The organism is Verrucosispora sp. WMMD1129 (assembly GCF_029581255.1).
GTDB lineage: Bacteria > Actinomycetota > Actinomycetes > Mycobacteriales > Micromonosporaceae > Micromonospora > Micromonospora sediminimaris.
The window spans coordinates 5,365,422-5,381,440 of record NZ_CP120741.1 but is presented as its reverse complement, the minus strand read 5'-3'; the positions used below and the strand labels follow the sequence as shown (position 1 = coordinate 5,381,440).

The following is a 16,019-nucleotide window of genomic DNA, read 5'->3' as shown; positions in this document are numbered from 1 at the left end:
GAGCTGTTGCAGCGTCTCTCTTGATAGGCGAAAATCTCGGCTGTCTAGATACTTTTGCCTGGGGGTCCTGATGTCCGTGTTCACCCGCGTGGCGGGCGGTCGCCTGAACGCCTGGTTCACCATCCTCGCGGCGCTCGCCGTGGGCGCGGCCGTCTTCTGGTTGCCGACCCCTGACAACCCGGCACCCGTCTCCGCCACCGGCCTGTCCGACCGCTGGCAATCCACCCAGGTCGAGCGGTTGCAGGACGAACTGCCGGCCAGCGACGTCCAGCCGGCCATCGTCGTGGTCACCCGGGACGACCGCGCGCCGTTGACCGACGCCGACCGCACCGCCGTCACCACCGGCACCGGTGCCCTCGGCGGGTTCACCGTCGGCGGTCAGGTCGCGCCGCCGCAACTGTCCCCCGACGGCACCGTCGCCCTGGTCGCCGTGCCGTTGAGCACCGAGGGTGGTCAGGAAGCGGTGGCCGCCACCGTCGCCGAGGTCCGCGAGGCGCTGACGGCGCTGCCGGCCGAACTGACAGTCGAGGTGACCGGCCCCCCGGCCTTCACCGCCGACCTCACCAAGGTCTTCGAGGGCGCCGACACCACCCTGCTCGCCGTCACCGCCGCCGTGGTCGCGCTGCTGCTGCTCGTCACCTACCGCAGCCCACTGCTGTGGATGGTGCCCCTGGCCGTCGTGGCCGCCACCGAACAGGTCGCCCTGCGGGCCCTCGACACGGTGATCCCCGCCGTCGGCATCAATTTCGCCGGCGGTGCCGTCTCCGGCATCGCCAGCGTCCTCGTCTTCGGCGCCGCCACCAACTACGCCCTGCTGTTGATCGCCCGCTACCGGGAGGAACTGCGCCGCGAGGCGGACCGCTTCGCCGCCATGCGCGCCGCGTTGCGCCGCACCGCCGAACCGATCCTCGCCAGCGGCGGCACCGTCATGCTCGGGGTGCTCACCCTGCTGCTCAGCGAGCGGGAACTCAACCGGGCCCTCGCCGTCGCCTGCGCCACCGGCATCCTCCTGGCCATGGCGTCGGCGCTGCTCGTGCTGCCGGCCGCGCTGGTGCTGCTCGGGCGGCGCCTGTTCTGGCCATTCGTACCGCACGTCGGCAGCGAAGGTCGGGAGGGCCGGGTCTGGGGCCGGCTCGGCGCCGCCGTGATCCGCCGACCGGTGCCCGTCGCGGTCCTGGCCACGCTGCTGCTGGCCGCGCTTGCCCTGGGCGGCCTCGGCCTGCGGACCGGGCTGTCGGAGACCGAGCAGTTCCGGGTACAGCCCGAAGCGGTCGCCGGAGCAGAGACCCTCGCCCGCGCCTTCCCCGCCGGCACCACCCAGCCGGTCGCGGTGATGACCCGACCCGACACCGTACCGGCGGTAACCGCGGCCGCCGCCGAGGTGCCCGGGGTCGCCTCCGCCCGTCCCGGCACCGCCGGCCCCACCGTCGCTCAGGTCGACGTGGTCCTCGAGGCCGAGCCCGGCACCACCGCCTCCGACCGAACGCTGGAGGCCCTGCGGGACGCGGTCGCCGCCGTACCCGACTCCGCGCCGCCCGCCCCGGCAGGCGGCGACACCCCGGCCGGCGCCATCGTCGGCGGCACCGTGGCCGGCACGTACGACGCGTCGGCGGCCGACGCGGAGGACCTACGCGTCATCCTGCCGCTGATCCTGCTCCTGGTCGGTGCCGTGCTGGTCCTGCTGCTACGCGGCCTGCTCGCCCCGGTGCTGCTCGTGGTCACCGTTGTCGCGTCCTACTTCGCCAGCCTCGGCGGCGCCTGGCTGCTCTTTGACCACGTGCTCGGTTTCCCCGCCCTGGACACCACCGTGCCGCTGCTGGCGTTCGTCTTCCTGGTGGCGCTCGGCGTGGACTACAACATCTTCCTGGTCACCCGCGCCCGCGAGGACGCCCGCACCGCCGGCACCCGCGAGGGCATGCTCTCCGCGCTGCGCGTGACCGGCGGCGTGATCACCAGCGCCGGGATCCTGCTGGCCGCCGTCTTCGCCGTCCTCGGCGTGCTACCGCTGATCACCCTGACCCAGATCGGGATCATCGTCTGCCTCGGCGTGCTGCTGGACACCCTGCTGGTCCGCACGGTGGTCGTCCCAGCCCTGGCGTTCCTGCTCGGGGAACGGTTCTGGTGGCCCGGCCGGGTCAGCGCCGATCAGAACCCGAGGCAGACGCACTCCGACATCAGCGCCCGGACGTTGCGCACGTAGCTCGGGTTCGGGATGGTCAGCGGCTCCCCCTCCCGGGCCACCGCCCCGTGCCCGTAGTTGTAGGCCGCGATGATCGCGTTCAACAGGCACGAGTTCAGCTCGGAGGTGCACAGGTCGGCGTCGAGCCGGTAGTCGGCGTCGAAGTACATGTCGCCGATGTATTTGGTCAGCCAGGCCAGGTAGGTGCCGCCAAGGTAGGCGTTGTCCTGGTAGTCCCAGACGTCGTAGCTCTGCCCGAAACGCTGGTTCATCCAGGTCGCGGTGTCCGGCATCACCCGACGGCGGACCTACCGCCCGTCACCGCACGGTCCCGGGTGGCCCAGGCGACCATGAACACCGCCGTCCAGGCGGCACCGAGCAGCACCGCGCCGACCGTACCGCTGGCCGTGCTCAACCCCAGATACAGCCGGGCGCCGCCGATGGCGACCACACCGGCCGCCGCCACGGTCCACGCGGCCACCGCCACCGGCCACCGGGCACCCCGCGACAACAGCCACGCCAGGGTGCACAGGCTCGCCGTCACCACGACGTTCTGGGTGGAGAACAGCACCACCCGCCCACCGGCGGCCAAATCCGCCACGGCCGCCAACACCACCAGCGGTACGAATGCGCCGACGGTACCGACCACACTGAGCAGGTCCGCCCGCCAGGGTCGTTGCCGCCACGCCTGAATCAGGGCGACCACCGCCACCATCACGATCAGCGACGAGCCACGCAGCAGCGACACCGCCGCCTGGGTCGCCTCCACCGCATCGGGCGTACGCCGCGCCGCGAACCAGCTCGCGATCGCCCCGTCGACCAGAGCCAACCCACTCTGCCGAACCACCACCCGCAGGACCCAGGCGATCATCAACGCGACCACGAACAGCAGCACCACCCCGACGGCCAGGTTCGCCAGCAACGCCCAGGCCGGCCCGAGGCGCAGGCTCAGCAGGAAGAACAGCAGCCCGTAGCGGGCCGACAGCCACCGCAGCGGCGGCAGCCGGGCCGCCCGGGTCAGCAACGCCCGGGCCGGATCGGGGTTTCGGCCCAGCCAGCGACCGGCCAGCACCACCGCGACCAGCGCCGCCACCAGCACCAGCACCGCTCCGGTGGCCCGACCCAGCAGCCGGGAGACCGTCTCGTACGACTCCCCGGCCAGATGCCCGACGAGCACCGAGGCACCCACCCAGCTGCTCACCCCGGCGAGGTTCCACGGCGCGAACCGGCGGTACGGCATCCCCGCCGCACCGGCCAGCCGGGGCACCAGCGTGCGGGCGAACGCCACCCAGCGGGCGGTCAGCACACCTCGCCCACCCATCCGGTCGAGCATCGCGTCGGCGCGGGCCCACCGCTCCGGCCCCACCCGGGCACCCCACCTGCTGGCCCGCAGCCGTGGCCCGTAGCGCCGGCCGGCGCGGAACGCCAACGCGTCCCCCAACGCGGCGGCGGCGATCATCACCAGCAACGCCGGTCCGAACCGCAACGTGCCGGTGTACGTGAGGAAGCCCACCAGCAGCAGGGTCGCCTCCCCGGGCGCGACCAACCCGATGATCAGTGCCGTCTCGGCGGCCACGATAAGCGCCGCCACCACGTAGATCAGCGACGGCGGCAGGCTCTGCACCGAACTGAGCAGATCGTGCACGGCGCCCCCGGATCACCTCGGCAGAACTGCCCTGCAAGTGTGACAGTGCCCTCCGTCACCGCGCCGCCCCACTCTCCGGTGACCCCGACGCCACGCGGCTACCGCGCAGGCGGGAGGATGGAGCTCATGCAGCTTCGCACGGACCTCCGCAACGTCGCCATCATCGCTCACGTCGACCACGGCAAGACCACCCTGGTCGACGCCATGCTGCGGCAGGCCGGCGCCTACGGCGCCCGGGGCGAGGTGACCGAGCGGGTGATGGACTCGATGGACCTGGAACGGGAGAAGGGCATCACCATCCTGGCCAAGAACACCGGCGTGCGCTACCTGCCCGCCGACGGCTCGGACCCGGTCACCATCAACATCATCGACACCCCCGGGCACGCCGACTTCGGCGGCGAGGTGGAGCGTGGCCTGACCATGGTCGACGGGGTGGTGCTCCTGGTCGACGCCAGCGAAGGGCCGCTGCCGCAGACCCGGTTCGTGCTCCGCAAGGCCCTCAAGGCCCGGATGCCGATCATCCTCGTGATCAACAAGGTGGACCGCCCGGACGCCCGGATCAAGGAGGTCGTCGACGACACCTACGAACTCTTCCTCGACCTCGACGCCGACGAGGAGCAGATCGACTTCCCGATCGTCTACGCCTGCGCCCGCGACGGCATCGCTTCCCTCACCCAGCCCGCCGACGGTTCGGTGCCGGACGACAGCCACAGCCTGGAGCCGCTGTTCCGCACCCTGCTCGACACCATCCCACCGCCCGCGTACGACGAGAGCGCCCCGCTGCAGGCGCACGTCACCAACCTGGACGCCTCGCCGTTCCTCGGCCGCCTCGCGCTGTGCCGGGTGCGGCAGGGCACCATCGCCAAGGGCCAGTCGGTGGCCTGGTGCCGCACCGACGGCAGCACCCAGCGGGTCCGCATCTCCGAGCTGCTGATGACCGAGGGCCTGGAGCGCAAGCCCGCCGACAGCGCCGGCCCGGGCGACATCATCGCGGTCGCCGGCATCCCCGAGATCATGATCGGTGAGACCCTCGCCGACGCCGAGAACCCGGTCCCGCTGCCGCTGATCACCGTCGACGAGCCGGCGATCTCCATGACCATCGGCACCAACAACTCGCCACTGGTCGGCCGGGTCAAGGGCGCCAAGGTGACCGCCCGGATGGTCAAGGACCGCCTGGACAAGGAACTCGTCGGCAACGTGTCGCTGCGGGTGCTGCCCACCGAGCGACCGGACGCCTGGGAGGTGCAGGGCCGGGGCGAGCTGGCCCTGGCCATCCTGGTGGAGCAGATGCGCCGCGAGTCCTACGAGCTGACCGTGGGCAAGCCCCAGGTGGTCACCCGGGAGATCGACGGGCGCACCTGCGAACCCGTGGAACGGCTCACCATCGACGCGCCCGACGAGTACCTCGGCGCGATCACCCAGCTGCTGGCCACCCGCAAGGGCCGGATGGAGCAGCTGGTCAACCACGGCACCGGCTGGATCCGGATGGAGTGGCTGGTACCGGCCCGCGGTCTGATCGGCTTCCGCACCGAGTTCCTCACCGAGACCCGGGGCACCGGCATCCTGCACCACGTCTTCGAGTCGTACGAGCCGTGGTTCGGCGAGCTGCGGACCCGCAACAACGGCTCACTGGTCGCCGACCGCTCCGGCGCCGCCACCGCGTTCGCCATGATGAACCTCCAGGAGCGCGGCACGCTCTTCGTCGAGCCCGGCACCGAGGTGTACGAGGGCATGATCGTCGGGGAGAACTCCCGCTCCGACGACATGGACGTCAACATCACCAAGGAGAAGAAGCTCACCAACATGCGCTCCTCCACCTCGGAGGAGACCGAGAAGCTGATCCCGCCGCGCAAGCTCTCGCTGGAGCAGGCACTGGAGTTCTGCCGCGAGGACGAGTGCGTCGAGGTGACCCCGGCCGCCGTCCGCATCCGCAAGGTCGTGCTCGACCAGACCCAGCGGGCCCGCACCGCCGCCCGCCGCAAGCACGCCGGCTGAGACGCGCGATGGCCGCAGGCGACCTCCACGCGCGGCTGGACCGGGAGCCCGGCACGATCTCGGTGTACGTGGGGCCCCTCGGTGCCCCACCCACCTGGACCCGGCACGCCGAGGCCACCCACTATGCGGCGAGCACGATGAAACTGGCCGTGCTCGCCGCGCTGCACCGCGCTGCCGAGGCCGGCCACCTCGACCCGGACGCCCCGGTCGAGGTCGTCAACCGGTTCACCTCCGCCCGGCCGGATGCCCCGCCGTACTCCTGCCGGCGGGCGTACGACAACGACGAGGCCGTGTGGGACCGGCTGGACGGACGGGCGTCGCTGCGCTGGCTCGCCGAGCGGATGATCGTCCGCTCCAGCAACCTCGCCACCAACCTGGTCATCGAACACGTCGGGCTGCCTGCGGTGGCCGAGGTCTGGCGACTGGCCGGTGCCCGGCACAGCGTCACCGGGCGGGGCATCGAGGATTTCGCCGCCCGCGATGCCCAGATCACCAACCTGGTCACCGCCGCCGACCTGGCCGCGCTGCTCGGTGCCGTCGCCACCGGCGCCAACCGCCCCGGCCCGATCGCCTCACCCGCCGGCTGCGCCGCCATGCTGGACGTGCTCTGCGCCCAGCAGATCCGTCAGGATGTCGCCGAAGGTCTGCCGCCCGGCATCCGGCTCGCCCACAAGAACGGCTGGGTACGCGGCGTACGGCACGGCGCGGCGGTGGTCTACCCCGACGACGCCGCGCCCTACCTGCTCGTCGTCTGCACCACCGTCGACGACGACCAGACCAACGCTCAGGCCGACGTCGACGCCAACCAGTTGGTGGCCGACATCTCCCGCGAGGTGTGGCAGGCCCGTCACAACCTCACCGCGCTCACTCCAGCAGGTTCGCCCGCAACGCCGCCACCGTCTCCTCGGTGATCCCCAGGCCGTCGCGCAGGTACGCCCCGAACGACCCGTGTACCTGCCGCACCTGCTCGTACGCGGCGTCGAGGTATTCCGGGCGGACCTCCAGCACCGGCCGGACCGCCGTCTCGTCCAGCCCCGGGTGACGCTGGCGCATCGCATCGACGAGCACCTCGCGCAGGCTCTCCGTCAACGGGTTGTGGGCCAGGTAGTCGGCTCGGATCGCGGCCTCGTCCACCCCGAGGGCGTGCAGCAGCACCACGGTCAGCCAACCGGTGCGGTCCTTGCCCGCCGAGCAGTGGTACACCAGTGGAACGTTGCGTTCGTCGGCCGCCAGCTGGACCGCCGCGGCGAAGCCCTCCCGGGCCGCGGCGCCGGTGACGAACCAGCGGTAGATCGCTGCCATCGCCGCCGGTGTCCCCTGCCGCGCCAGCTCCGCGTACTCGCTCAGGTCGTGGCCGAGCAGCACGGCCGAGACGTACGTGAAGACTGGATGCGCCGGGTCGTGCACCGGCAGGTGCACCACGGTCGGATCGCCGGTCAGCCGGTCCGGTGGCGCCACCGACACCTCGGACTCGGCTCGGAGGTCCACCACGCAGGCCGGTCCGAGCTTCGCCAGCACCGGCAGGTCCTCGTCGGTCAGCCGGCCGAGCGCGGGCGTTCGGATCAGCCGTCCGGGTCGTACCCGCCGGCCTTCGGCACCGATCAGTCCACCGAGGTCCCGTGCGTTGGGTGCACCGACGAGTGTCCAGCCCGATGCCGTCGCTCGCTCACCAATCATGTCGCCCCCTCGCGTACAGGGTGCCGTACCCGTTGATCGTCGCGACAGGCACCCGTCGCCCGATCGCGGAGTGGCTACAGCCGGCCGGCACCGGTCCGTGGCCCGGCGGTGCCGGGACGGTCGCCGTAAGAATCCAGACTGACGAATTGATGGTCGTGGTGGTCCGCCCTATGGTCCGAGCAACGGGGGTGCGACCGACCGGGGTGGTCGTGCAGTCGGGCACCGAGGCGGTGAGCCGAGTCGCCGTCGCTGCCCGGTGGAGTCGCCCCGGCGCGGTCCGGCCGGTGGACGCCCCGGCGCTCGGCTCACCCGCCGACGTCGGGGCGTGGGTCGCCGGCCTCGCCGCCGCCCGGTAGTCCTAATGACGCAGCCCTCGGACGCCACCCTGCCCGGTGCGGCTCGAAGCCGGTTCAGCGGCGGGACTCGGCCAACTCGCGTCGCCGGTCCCGCGAGGACCTGATCAGGCTCGCCGCCGTGGCCACCGCCAGGGTGCCGAGGATGATCAGCAGGGACAGCCAGATCGGGATGTGTGGTGCCCAGCCGACGTGTTCGCCACCGTTGACGAACGGGAGATTGTTCTCCGCCAGCGCCTCCAGGATCAGCTTCACCCCGATGAAGCCGAGCACCACCGCGAGTCCGTGGCTCAGATAGATCAATCGGTTGAGCAGCCCACCGAGCAGGAAGTAGAGCTGCCGCAGCCCCATCAGTGCGAACACGTTGGCGGTGAAGACGAGGTACGGCTCCTGGGTGATCCCGAAGATCGCTGGAATCGAGTCGAGCGCGAAGATCAGGTCGGTGGTGCCGATGGCGATCATGACGATGAGCATCGGCGTGAACATCCGCCGACCGTTCTCCCGTACCGTCAGCCGGGCGCCTTCGTAGCCCCGGGAGATGGGCAGCGCCCGCCGGCTCCAGCGGATGAGGACGTTCTCGGTGAACTCCTCCTCGCTCGACTCGCCCTGCCGGGCCAGGTTGATAGCGGTGTAGATCAGGAACGCCCCGAAGACGTAGAACACCCAGGTGAACTGCGAGATCAATGCCGCCCCCGCGGCGATGAAACCACCCCGCATGACGAGCGCGAGGACGATGCCGACGAGCAGCACCTTCTGCTGGTACTGCCGGGGCACCCCGAAGCGGGCCATGATGATCACAAAGACGAAGAGGTTGTCCACCGAGAGGCTGTACTCGGTCAGCCAGCCGGTGTAGAACTGCCCCGCCACGCTCGCCCCGGCGGTGAGCCACAGTCCGCCACCGAACAGCAGGGCCAGTCCGACGTAGAAGGCGACCCAGAGGCTCGACTCCCGCACGCTCGGCTCGTGCGGCCGGCGCCCGATGATGAGCAGGTCCACCACGAGGACCGTGGTCAGGGCTGCGAGCGTCGCCGCCCACACCAGTCCGGACACGTTCACAGTCTCATTCCTCCGGTCGCCACCCAGCAACCGGCACACGGTACGCCCTGTCGGGTGAGGTGGGTGCCCCACCCCCTTTGGGCATCCTAGGAGGATGGGTTACCGGGGTGGGTGATGGCCCCGGGCAGGAGACGGTGACGGAGATGCCGGCCAGCCGGCATGGTGCCGGCAGCGATGTGGCAGGCTGCCGGCATGGTCCTTGAGGTTGCGCTCATCGATGTCATTCCCGGTCACGAGGAGGCGTTCGCCGCCGCGTACGCCCAGGGGCGCCCGTTGCTCGCCGGCACGCCCGGCTGCCGCTCGGTACGCATGACCCGGGGCCTGGAGTCACCCTCCCGTTTCGTGCTGCTGGTCGAGTGGGACACGGTCGAGGCGCACGAGCAGAACTTCCGGGCGACGGAGCGTTTCGCCGGTTGGCGGGAGTTGATCGGTCCGCACTTCGCCGCGCCACCGCGAGTCGAACACTTCGTCGACGTACCCGCGTGACCGACACCGGATCATCACCACGCACCGAACCGAGAAAGTGTCACACCGTCCACCTATCGTGCGTCTCGCGTCGGCACCGGCCCCGACGGCTTCGGGGGCGCCGGGTCCGGTCCCGACGCCACGACCGCGTGTGCACCTGCCGCCCCCTTTGATGGGTGGCAGGTGCAGTTCGTCATCCGTCGAGCCGGCGGGACAGCAGCCGCACCGTCTCCTCCTCCGGCAACGCCGTCTCCAGCAGACAGTCGGTCATCCGTTCGTACCGGTCGACGTCGGTCGCGGTGGTCAGCCGCACATCGGTGGTCAACGCCTCCAGCATCACCGTGCGCGGGTCCGCCGGGTCTGGGAATGAGTAGCAGGAGAACGGGGTCAGCGGCAGCGGGCGCCGGCCCGCGCCGACCTGCAGCAGCCGGATCGTCACGTGCGGCAGGGCGGCCAGTTCGAGCAGGTGCCCCACCTGCTCGCGCCACACCTCCACCGGGTCGTCGCCCGGCTCGCAGGCCACCTCGGTGACCAGCGCCGTGTAGCGGGGCGGTTCGACACGACGCAGCACCGCCTGTCGGGCGGCCCGGGCCCGCAGGTCGGCCTCCACGTCCACCGTGGGGTCGATGAGCTGACCGGCGACGATGCGCAGCCGGGCGTACGCCGGGGTCTGCAGCAGCCCGGGCACGATCACCGGCTGGTACTCCACGATGCCCGCCGCCCCGGCCTCGAGCTCGGCGTACGTGCGCTGCCGCTCGCTCATCTCCCCCAGGGACTTCCACCAGCCCCGGCTGGTCGCCGCGTCCCGGGCGATCACGATCAGGGCGTCGCGCTGCAACGACGGCACCTCATAGACGTCGAGCAGGTCGAGCACGTCGGCCAGGTCGGGCCGGCTCTGCCCCAGCTCGATGCGGGACAGCTTGGAGGTGGACGCCCAACCGAGTCGCTCACACACCTGTTCCAGCGTCAGCGCCTCCCGTCGGCGTAGCTGACGCAACTCGGCGCCCAGTCGCGCACGTCGAATGACCGGACTTGTTGGCAACGGCATCCCTGCCTCCCCACCGAGGGAGAGTACGCAGGGCGATCACTTAGCGCAATAGGACGCTCGCATTCCGCTATTGCCCCACCGTAGGATGTGGATTGCCCGGCTGGCGGCGCCTACCGCACGCCGGCGGCGTCCATCCCCCGCAACTCCTTCTTGAGGTCGGCGACCTCGTCGCGGATCCGGGCGGCCAACTCGAACTGCAAGTCCCGCGCGGCGGCCAGCATCTGGTCGTTGAGCTCCTGGATGAGCTGCGCCAGCTCGGCCCGTGCCATGCCCTCGCGGACCGGGGTGGCGGTGCCGCCCCGAGTTCGGCTGCGGGTCTCCTTGACCGGCGCCTTGCCGCGCGACAGCTGCCGCACCGCACCGCCGACCCGGGTCGCCTCGGTGTCCTCCGCCTCACGGTAGATGTCGTCGAGAATGTCGTGGATCTTCTTGCGCAGCGGCTCCGGGCTGACGCCGTGCGCCTCGTTGTGGGCGATCTGCTTGGCCCGCCGCCGGTTCGTCTCCTCGATCGCGTCGGCCATCGACGGGGTGATCTTGTCGGCGTACATGTGCACCTGGCCGGAGACGTTACGGGCCGCCCGGCCGATGGTCTGGATCAACGACCGGCCGCTGCGCAGGAAGCCTTCCTTGTCCGCGTCCAGGATCGCCACCAGCGACACCTCGGGCAGGTCGAGGCCCTCGCGCAGCAGGTTGATGCCGACCAGCACGTCGTAGTCGCCCCGACGCAACTCGCGCAGCAGCTCCACCCGGCGCAGGGTGTCGACCTCGGAGTGCAGGTAGCGCACCCGGATGCCGTTCTCCAGCAGATAGTCGGACAGATCCTCGGCCATCTTCTTGGTCAGCGTGGTGACCAGCACCCGTTCGTCGCGCTCGGTCCGCAGCTTGATCTCGTGCATCAGGTCGTCGATCTGCCCGCGGGTCGGCTTGACGACCACCTCCGGGTCGACCAGACCCGTTGGGCGGATCACCTGCTCCACGAACTCGCCCTGGGCGTGCTCCAGCTCCCACGGGCCGGGGGTCGCCGACAGGAAGACCATCTGGCCGACCCGCTCCAGGAACTCGTCGAACCGCAGCGGCCGGTTGTCGGCGGCGCTGGGCAGCCGGAACCCGTGATCGATAAGCATCCGCTTGCGCGAGGCGTCCCCTTCGTACATGCCGCCGATCTGGGGAATCGTCACGTGCGACTCGTCGACCACGGTGAGGAAGTCGTCGGGGAAGTAGTCCAGCAGGCAGTGCGGCGGGCTGCCGGGCAGCCGGCCGTCGATGTGCATCGAATAGTTCTCGATGCCCGAGCAGAAGCCCACCTGCCGCATCATCTCGATGTCGTAGGTGGTGCGCATCCGCAGCCGCTGCGCCTCCAGCAGCTTGCCCTGCCGTTCCAGCTCGGCCAGCCGCTCGCCCAACTCCGCCTCGATGTCGCGGACCGCCCGTTCCATCCGCTCCGGGCCGGCCGCGTAGTGCGTCGCCGGGAAGATCAGCAGATGGTCCACCTCACGCACCACGTCACCGGTCAACGGGTTGAGGTAGTAGAGCTTCTCCACCTCGTCACCGAAGAGCTCGATGCGCACGGCGAGTTCCTCGTACGCCGGAATGATCTCCAGGGTGTCGCCGCGGACCCGGAAGGTGCCCCGCTGGAAGGCCATGTCGTTGCGGGTGTACTGGATGTCGACCAGACGGCGCAACAGTTGGTCCCGGTCGAGTTCCTGGCCGACGGCCACCCGTACCGCGCGGTCGAGGTATTCCTCCGGGGTGCCCAACCCGTAGATCGCCGAGACGGTCGCGACCACCACCACGTCGCGGCGGGTGAGCAGCGACATCGTCGCGGAGTGCCGCAGCCGTTCGACCTCCTCGTTGATCGAGGAGTCCTTCTCGATGTACGTGTCGGTCTGCGGGATGTACGCCTCGGGCTGGTAGTAGTCGTAGTAGGAGACGAAATACTCCACCGCGTTGTCCGGCAGCAGCTCGCTGAACTCCTTCGCCAGCTGGGCGCAAAGCGTCTTGTTGGGTGCCAGCACCAGCGTGGGGCGTTGCAGCCGCTCGATCAGCCAGGCCGTCGTGGCGCTCTTGCCGGTGCCGGTCGCGCCCAGCAGAACCGTGTGCCGGTCGCCGCGACGCACCCGCCGCTCCAGGTCGTCGATCGCCGCCGGCTGGTCACCGGCCGGCTGAAAATCACTTATGACCTGGAAACGGCCGTCGAGCCGGGGTATGTCGAGCGCCATGACGTCAACGGTACGCCGGGGCTATGACAGCCAGGCCCCTTCCGGCCCCCGGCGACCCGGCGGACCGCCAGGTCGACACCGGTGGGGCGCTGTTCGGCTCGGCGCGGCCGGCGGACCGCGTCGGCGGACCCGCCCACCTTTCGGACGACTACGTGCGGCACCTGATCGGCTTCGATATTCGCATTGTGTGGTTCTTCTCACCCGGCTACGCTTTTCCTGTAGGCCGCTCGCGGCGGCCGACCGGGCCGGTGGCGGGCCGCACAGGCCACGCCGCCCCCGGCACCGAGGGTCGCAGCACCCGGCATGCCTGGCGTGCGCACCGGACGTGGTCGCGCGGATCGCGCTGACCGGCCGCCGCGAGCGCCCCTGCTCGTCACCCCGGCATGCTCCGGGCCGTTCATCCTCCCGTGGAGAACAACTCACGACCGCCGTCCGACCGCCGCCGCCGCGCGCCCAACCGCCGCCACCGCGCCGGCATCGTGCCACCCGCGGTCCTCCACCTGGGCAGCACCGAGACGGCCGGCCGGACACCGCAGTCACGGCCGGGCATCCGCCGGGCAGTGGTCTCCGGCGGGCTGCTCGACCTGGCCGCCGGCAACCGCGCCGACGAGGAGGACCTGGCCGGGGCGGCCACCGGGGCCGACGGCCCACGGCGCGCGGCCAACCGCCGACGTCGTCTCACCCTCGCCGGGTTGACCCTCACCGCGGTGCTCTCCGCCGTGATGCTGGTGACCACGTTGGTCAACTGGACGCCGGACGGGCCGCCGCCACGGGACCTGACCACGGCCGAACGGGAGCGCCTGGCCGTCATGCGGGTGACCAACTATCGCGAGTTGCGCGCCGGGTTGCACGTCACCGCCGGTGCTGGTGCCGCCCGCACCGACCTGCTCGGCTGGGTCGACTGGTCCCGGGGGCTGGCCTATCTCGACGTGGGTGGCCCCGGCGCAGGCCCGTCGCGCGGACTGGCCCAGGCCACTCCCACCGTGCTGGTGATCAGACCCGACCCGACGGCGGTACCGACGCCGGCCATGCCGCCGCTGGTGCCACCGGCCGACGGTTGGCGGCTACCCGCGGACCGGGGGCTCGATCCGCTACTCGGGATGATCTTCGCGCTCGCCGCCGACCGGCCCGACGAGGTGGACGGCTGGGTCGGCCGCTGGATGGACCGGGAACACCTCAACGGTGAGCCGGTCGACGTGCTGGAGGTGTCGACGCCGGGCTCCGGTGCGTCGCCGAGCCGCGAACCCGCTGCCCCGGCCGACGCCGGCGCCCCGGTCCGCTACTGGCTGGACCGGGCCGGCCGGCTGCACCGGGTACAGGCCGACCTCGCCGGAATCGGACCCGTCACGGTGGTCCTGAACCGGGCGGACCGACCGACGTTGCGACCGGTCGAGGCGCTCGGTGGCCGACCCGGCCTGCCCCGCGCCCTGACCGCCACCGAGCGGGACCGCTGGCGCCGGCTGCCGGCCCGCCTGCGCACCGCCGGCGGGGCAACGGCCACCCTGACCATGCCCGTCTCCACCGCCACCAACCTACGTGGCAGCGGTTGGCTGAGCTGGAAGTCGGGCAGCGCCTACCTCGGCGTCACCGACCTCGACGCGGACGGTCGGCGCACCCTGGTCCGCCACCACGGCCGCAAGGTCACCCGGATCGACGGCACCGGCGACTCGGCGCGTCCGCCGCTGCCGCCGCCGGCCGCCGGCTGGCGGGCGGGACCGCACCGCACGCAGGCTCTCGACCCGCTGGTGGCTGCCGCGCTCCAGGCCGCACAGCGCACCGGTGTCCAGGGCAGCGCGCGACGGCTACGCGGCGACACCCTCGCCAACACCACTGTCGACGTGGTGCAGGTCGACACGGCCCGCGGGCCGCTGCGCTACTGGGTCGACCGGTCCGGGATGCTGCGCCGGCTGGAACTGCCGACGCGGGCGGGCGCCTGGGCGCAGCTCGACCTGGCCCCGGGCCGGGTGCCACGGCTGACGTCGCCGCGGCAGCGTTGACCGGGCCATCGGACGCCCTCCCATGCGACCCCGACGAACCGTCAGGGACGCCAACCGGTGCGGGCGGCCCACTCCTCCGCCCGGAGGTGCTCCTCGTCGAACCACGGGTCCTTCGCCGTGGCGTACGCGCCGCTGTCCGGCGCGGACGCGGCCAGTTCCCGCTTGAGCACCAGGTACGCGGCCCGCTGGTCGGGATCGGCCCGTAGGTGATCGCGCATCAGCAGGGCGTACCGCCAGCCCGGCGAACCGGTCACCCGCACGTGCAGGTGGACGGGGCGGGCCGGGTCCGCGCTGCCGTGCAGCCGCTTCGCCCACTGGCCGCTGCCGGCCGGTCGGGGACTGTCCCACCACTCGCCCGGCAACCGCGGGAAACCGGCTTCGGCCAGCCGCTCGGCCAACACACCGTCGGCCTCGGCGAGGGACGGCACGCTTAGCTGAATGTCGATGACGTCCTTGGCGGCCAGGCCGGCGACGGCGGTCGAACCGATGTGATCGATCCGCAGGTCGGCCGGGGCGATGGCGTGCCGGATCCGGTCCGCCAGCCGGGCGTACTGTCTCGGCCAGGTCGGGTCGGGATCGGCCAGCCTGACCTGGTGAAGTCGCACCGCCCGCCGATGACGGACGTTGGTCTCGAAGGGCACCAGCCGGTCGCGCCAGAGCGCGTCGACCGACTCGTGCAGTTCGTCGAGGGTGCCCTCGTTGGTCAGTAGCACGTCCGCCACCGCCGCGCGGCGGGCGTCGTCGGCCTGGGCGGCGATCCGACGCTGCGCCTCTGCCCGGCTCATCCCCCGGTCGCGCGCCAGCCGCGCCAGCCGGATGTGGACCCCGGTCTGCACCACGACCACCAGGTGGTACGCGGGCGCCAGTCCCACCTCGGCCAGCAACGGGACATCGTTGACCACCACGGCGTCCGGCGAGGCGGCGGCGGTCAGTTCGACGGTACGGGCCCGGACCCGGCCATGGATGATCGCCTCCAGCCTGCGCCGGGCCGGTTCGTCGGCGAAGACCAGGTCACCCAGGGCAGCCCGGTCCAGCGCCCCGTCGGCGTCCAACACCCGGTCGGAGAAGGTGGCGACCACCTCGGCGAGCCCCTCGGTACCGGGTGCGACGACCTCCCGGGCGAGCTGATCGGCGTCGATGAGCACGGCACCCCGCTCGACAAGTCGTGCCGCCACCGCGCTCTTGCCCGAACCGATCCCGCCGGTCAACCCCACCCTCAGCACGGCACCAGTCAACCCGATCACCCCACCCCCGCCAACCCCACCCCGCCCGCCCCAGCGTTGATCATGAGGTTGGCGACACTTGTTGATCGACTACTGCCGTCAACTTCATGATCAACGGGGATGAGGAGGGCCCCGCCCCGACCCGGGTGTTCCGGGTCGGGG

12 protein-coding genes and 1 pseudogene are annotated in these 16,019 nt (G+C 71.5%); 6 read left to right on the top strand and 7 right to left on the bottom strand.

The features are described 5' to 3' along the window. Positions 1–70: 70 nt before the first annotated feature. The gene (locus O7624_RS25125) at positions 71–2,200 is read left to right on the top strand and encodes an efflux RND transporter permease subunit (RefSeq protein ID WP_282237490.1); all 2,130 of its coding nucleotides are present in this window, start codon (positions 71–73) and stop codon (positions 2,198–2,200) included. Here the strand turns inward: O7624_RS25125 and O7624_RS25120 are convergent. Together O7624_RS25120 and O7624_RS25115 are read right to left on the bottom strand one after the other, a co-directional pair. Further along, positions 2,146–2,478 (bottom strand): annotated as a pseudogene (locus tag O7624_RS25120) (lytic transglycosylase domain-containing protein); the annotation flags it as partial. The gene O7624_RS25125 and the pseudogene O7624_RS25120 sit on opposite strands and share 55 nt — an antisense overlap. Then, positions 2,472–3,824, bottom strand: coding sequence for a DedA family protein (locus O7624_RS25115; RefSeq protein ID WP_282237489.1), 1,353 nt, complete (start codon positions 3,822–3,824; stop codon positions 2,472–2,474). The pseudogene O7624_RS25120 and the gene O7624_RS25115, both read right to left, overlap by 7 nt. 126 nt (positions 3,825–3,950) lie before the next feature. Here O7624_RS25115 and typA point away from each other — a divergent pair, with 126 nt between their 5' ends. Both typA and O7624_RS25105 read left to right on the top strand, forming a co-directional pair. Beyond that, positions 3,951–5,819 (top strand): translational GTPase TypA, encoded by a 1,869-nt coding sequence (gene typA / locus O7624_RS25110; RefSeq protein WP_210938523.1) that lies wholly within the window; start codon positions 3,951–3,953, stop codon positions 5,817–5,819. An 8-nt stretch (positions 5,820–5,827) separates the two neighbouring features. After that, positions 5,828–6,730, top strand: coding sequence for a serine hydrolase (locus O7624_RS25105; protein WP_282237488.1), 903 nt, complete (start codon positions 5,828–5,830; stop codon positions 6,728–6,730). Here the strand turns inward: O7624_RS25105 and O7624_RS25100 are convergent. Continuing rightward, positions 6,684–7,496, bottom strand: coding sequence for a tyrosine-protein phosphatase (locus tag O7624_RS25100; RefSeq protein ID WP_282237487.1), 813 nt, complete (start codon positions 7,494–7,496; stop codon positions 6,684–6,686). The two genes, O7624_RS25105 and O7624_RS25100, sit on opposite strands and share 47 nt — an antisense overlap. 170 nt (positions 7,497–7,666) lie before the next feature. Here O7624_RS25100 and O7624_RS25095 point away from each other — a divergent pair, with 170 nt between their 5' ends. Next, complete coding sequence (locus O7624_RS25095) at positions 7,667–7,852, top strand: hypothetical protein (RefSeq protein WP_282237486.1); 186 nt, start codon at positions 7,667–7,669, stop codon at positions 7,850–7,852. 54 nt (positions 7,853–7,906) lie between these two features. Here the strand turns inward: O7624_RS25095 and O7624_RS25090 are convergent, their stop codons facing one another. Continuing rightward, positions 7,907–8,905, bottom strand: coding sequence for a TerC family protein (locus O7624_RS25090; protein ID WP_093401477.1), 999 nt, complete (start codon positions 8,903–8,905; stop codon positions 7,907–7,909). 192 nt (positions 8,906–9,097) lie between these two features. Between O7624_RS25090 and O7624_RS25085 the strand changes: the two genes are divergently transcribed. Beyond that, positions 9,098–9,391, top strand: coding sequence for an antibiotic biosynthesis monooxygenase (locus tag O7624_RS25085; RefSeq protein WP_093401613.1), 294 nt, complete (start codon positions 9,098–9,100; stop codon positions 9,389–9,391). Between the two features lie 172 nt (positions 9,392–9,563). On the opposite strand, the gene O7624_RS25080 is transcribed toward O7624_RS25085, so the two are convergent. Both O7624_RS25080 and uvrB read right to left on the bottom strand, forming a co-directional pair. After that, on the bottom strand, positions 9,564–10,418 hold the full coding sequence (locus tag O7624_RS25080; protein ID WP_282237485.1) for a helix-turn-helix transcriptional regulator: 855 nt from the start codon (positions 10,416–10,418) through the stop codon (positions 9,564–9,566). A gap of 110 nt (positions 10,419–10,528) precedes the next feature. Next, positions 10,529–12,637, bottom strand: coding sequence for an excinuclease ABC subunit UvrB (uvrB, locus tag O7624_RS25075; RefSeq protein ID WP_282237484.1), 2,109 nt, complete (start codon positions 12,635–12,637; stop codon positions 10,529–10,531). Positions 12,638–13,044: 407 nt separating this feature from the next. Here uvrB and O7624_RS25070 point away from each other — a divergent pair, with 407 nt between their 5' ends. Next, the gene (locus tag O7624_RS25070) at positions 13,045–14,634 is read left to right on the top strand and encodes a hypothetical protein (RefSeq protein ID WP_282237483.1); all 1,590 of its coding nucleotides are present in this window, start codon (positions 13,045–13,047) and stop codon (positions 14,632–14,634) included. Positions 14,635–14,675: 41 nt separating this feature from the next. Here O7624_RS25070 and coaE read toward each other — a convergent pair whose 3' ends face one another. Continuing rightward, entirely contained in the window at positions 14,676–15,857 is a 1,182-nt protein-coding gene (coaE, locus tag O7624_RS25065) for a dephospho-CoA kinase (RefSeq protein WP_282237482.1), read from the bottom strand. Between the last annotated feature and the right edge of the window lie 162 nt (positions 15,858–16,019).